Annotated in this window: 3 protein-coding genes; 2 read left to right on the forward strand and 1 reads right to left on the reverse strand. The window is 61.8% G+C overall.

Annotated elements, in window-relative coordinates; genetic code table 11:
- Both EOA33_RS29975 and EOA33_RS29980 read left to right on the forward strand, forming a co-directional pair.
- On the forward strand, positions 1 to 873 hold an 873-nt coding region (locus tag EOA33_RS29975), incomplete at its 5' end, for a glycosyltransferase family 4 protein (RefSeq protein WP_190234410.1).
- Positions 870 to 1,709, forward strand: coding sequence for a class I SAM-dependent methyltransferase (locus EOA33_RS29980; RefSeq protein WP_127407289.1), 840 nt, complete (start codon positions 870 to 872; stop codon positions 1,707 to 1,709). The genes EOA33_RS29975 and EOA33_RS29980, both read left to right, overlap by 4 nt.
- On the opposite strand, the gene EOA33_RS29985 is transcribed toward EOA33_RS29980, so the two are convergent.
- Positions 1,706 to 3,078: ABC transporter ATP-binding protein (locus EOA33_RS29985; protein WP_145989350.1), on the reverse strand; the 1,373-nt coding region annotated here is incomplete at its 5' end. The two genes, EOA33_RS29980 and EOA33_RS29985, sit on opposite strands and share 4 nt — an antisense overlap.

Genomic DNA, 3,078 nt, shown 5'->3' on the forward strand with positions numbered 1-3,078 from the left:
GTGCTGGCATGTGCGATCAAGCCAATTGTCTACGGTATTCCCGCGGCCTTGGCCGCGAGGGTTCCTCGTCGGCACGCACTGATCACCGGTCTCGGTTACGCGTTCACGGACCGGCATAGGTCGCTGCACTGGAAGGTCGTCAATGCAGTGGCGCGACTTCTTTATGCCGCCAGTCTGCGCGTCGCCACCACAGCAACGTTCCAGAATGAGGATGACAGGGATGATTTCCGCCGCCAGTGGCTGCTTGGGCGGACGCCGGCCAATGTCGTCAACGGGTCAGGAGTCGACCTGGATCGCTTCAAGGTAGCGCCGCTGCCGGATGAGCCGCGCTTTCTTATGATTGCCCGTCTGCTTCGCGACAAGGGCCTCGCGGAATACCTGGGTGCGGCGCGGCAGGTGAGGGCGGCCCGGCCGGAGGCTCGCTTCGACCTCGTCGGCGATAGAGACCCGAATCCTGCGGGATTTCCGGTCTCGGAGGTGGAGGCGGCCGTGGCGGACGGCACGGTCCGCTATCATGGAGCTGTGGGCGACGTCCGCGACGCCATCGCCAATTCGCGTATCTACGTCCTCCCCTCCTATCGGGAGGGAACTTCCCGCTCGGTGTTGGAGGCAATGGCAATGGGCCGCCCGGTGATCACGACCGACGCGCCGGGCTGCCGTGCGCCAATTGTTCCCGGCGTAAATGGCCTCCTCGTGCCAGTGGGCGCTACGACACCTCTGGCCGAAGCCATGATCCACCTGATCGACAACCCGGACCAGACCAAAAGCATGGCGCAGAGCAGTCGGTCACTCGCCGAACTGCGCTACGATGTTCAGAAAGTCACGGCCCATATGATGGAAATCATCGAATCCGGACAACAGGCTGCAGAATGACGTACACAGAAAATTCCACGCCCGCCCGCTATGAATTCGGCGCCAACTGGGCCTCTTTCGTCGACAGGCACTATTCCGCTGAACGCCGTCAGGCAGCGGCGGAGAAGCTTCTGTCCTTCCTCGGCAAGGAGAGCCTCGAAGGAATGGATTTTCTCGATATAGGCAGCGGAAGCGGGTTGCACTCGCTTGCAGCCTTCGACGCAAAGGCGGGCCGGATCCATTCCTTCGATTTCGATCCTCTCTCAGTCAGCACAACCAGCAAGCTCCGCCAACTAGCCGGTGAGCCAGCGAACTGGACGGTCGAACGGGGCGATGTGCTCGACGGCGGATATCTTGAGAAGCTTGGCACCTGGAGCCTTGTCTATTCATGGGGCGTGCTTCACCACACGGGCGCGATGTGGCAAGCCGTAGAAAACGCCGCTCGCAGGGTAGCGCCTGGCGGCCTCTTCTTTATCGCGCTGTATTCTTCGAACGTCGTCCGTCCATCGGCTGAATTCTGGCTCGACGTGAAGCGTCGGTACAACGCCGCGAACTCGAGCCAAAGGCGATGGATGGAATGCTGGTACATCTGGCGCTTTGGCCTCGGCGGCAATCCGTTCCGGCTGCCCGGCCTCCTCAGGCAGATCCACGAGAAGAAAAAAGGGCGCGGAATGAGCTACATGACCGATGTCCGAGACTGGCTCGGCGGCTGGCCGATGGAATTCGCCGACGATCGGGCCGTGGTCGATTTCCTGATGGACAGGTTCGAATTCGAACTCGTCAGAATGTCCACGGGCGAGGCTTGCACGGAGTTTCTTTTCCAGAGTCCGAAGGCGGCCCTGTCCAAGCAGGACTAATTGATCTGCCCGCTGGCTCTACTCCATATGCTCGGCCGCCCATCCTCGATCGTGACGATCTCGTCGCAATTCTCCACGGTCGTGAGGCGATGGGCAATGATGAGCACCGTGAGCTCGGCGGGCAGTTCCCTGATCGCGTCCATGACCGCCGCCTCGGTCTCGGTGTCGAGCGCGCTGGTGGCCTCGTCGAAGACAAGCACGGTCGCCTGCTTGTAGAGCGCCCGCGCGATGCCGATCCGTTGCCGCTGGCCGCCCGACAGCCGGACCCCACGCTCGCCGACCCTGGTCTCGTAGCCTTGCGGCAAACTGTCGATGAAATCTGACAGGGCCGCCTGCTGCGCCGCATTGCGGACGCGGTCCAGGTCGATCATGGCGGGATCTATGCCAAAAGCGATATTCTCGGCGATGGAGGCGTCCGCAAGAAAAATGCTCTGCGGCACATGGGCGATCTGTTGCCGCCAGGCGCGCCGGGTAGTCCCGTCCAGCCGCTGTCCGTCGATTTCGATCGTGCCGCTGGTTGGCTCGAGCAACCCCATCACAAGGTCCACCGTCGTGCTTTTTCCGCTGCCGGTCTTGCCGATGAAGCCGACCTTGGTCCCCTTGGCGATCGTCAGGTTGAAGCGCTCGAGTATTGGGGCCTGCCCAGGGGCGTAGCTGAACGACACGTCGCGCAGCAAAATCGCCCGATGGAATGGAAGCCGCTTGGCGGCTGCTGGATGGTTCCAGTCGGCGGGGAGAGGCGCTTCCAGGGCGTCAAGCACAACCTCGGCGCCAGCAAGGTTGCTGAGTATGAGGGCCCAATTGCCGTAAACAAGCTGCATCGATGGAAGCAGACGCTGCGCGCCGAGAACGAACGTCCCGAGCATGGGGAGCACCTGGCCGGCATTGTTCGATCGAGTGATCAGGAAATAGGCAAGCACCGCGATGATCACCATTCCCGCGGCTTCGATCGCGTAACGGGGAGCACCTGCCGCCAGCGCGTTAGTGGCATTGGCGCGCTGCAGGTGCATGTCGAGTTCGCTGTAACGGGAGAGAAAGTAGGGCTGGGTGTCGTTGATGATGACGTCGCGAATGCCGCCAAGGCCCTCCTGAACCGAGCGGATGCCCTCGGCCTGCACGCTCGCAATGATCCTTGCGTTCCTCTTGAGATGTTTTCGGATGACGAGCGACATGGCGAGGTAGACCGCCCCAAACCCCGCGAAGATGACGAAGGTGATGAAAGAACTTAGGGCAAATAGCGCGGCGACAATGAAGGCCCCGATGATGATTCCGCTAATCGACTGCAACAGAGGCAGCATTACGCCGGCGGTGACGGCCTGGACCTGCCGGAGCGCGGCAAGCACGGAACTGGAGTTGCGCGAAACGTGAT

This window comes from Mesorhizobium sp. M4A.F.Ca.ET.050.02.1.1 (genome assembly GCF_003997725.1).
Lineage (GTDB): Bacteria > Pseudomonadota > Alphaproteobacteria > Rhizobiales > Rhizobiaceae > Mesorhizobium.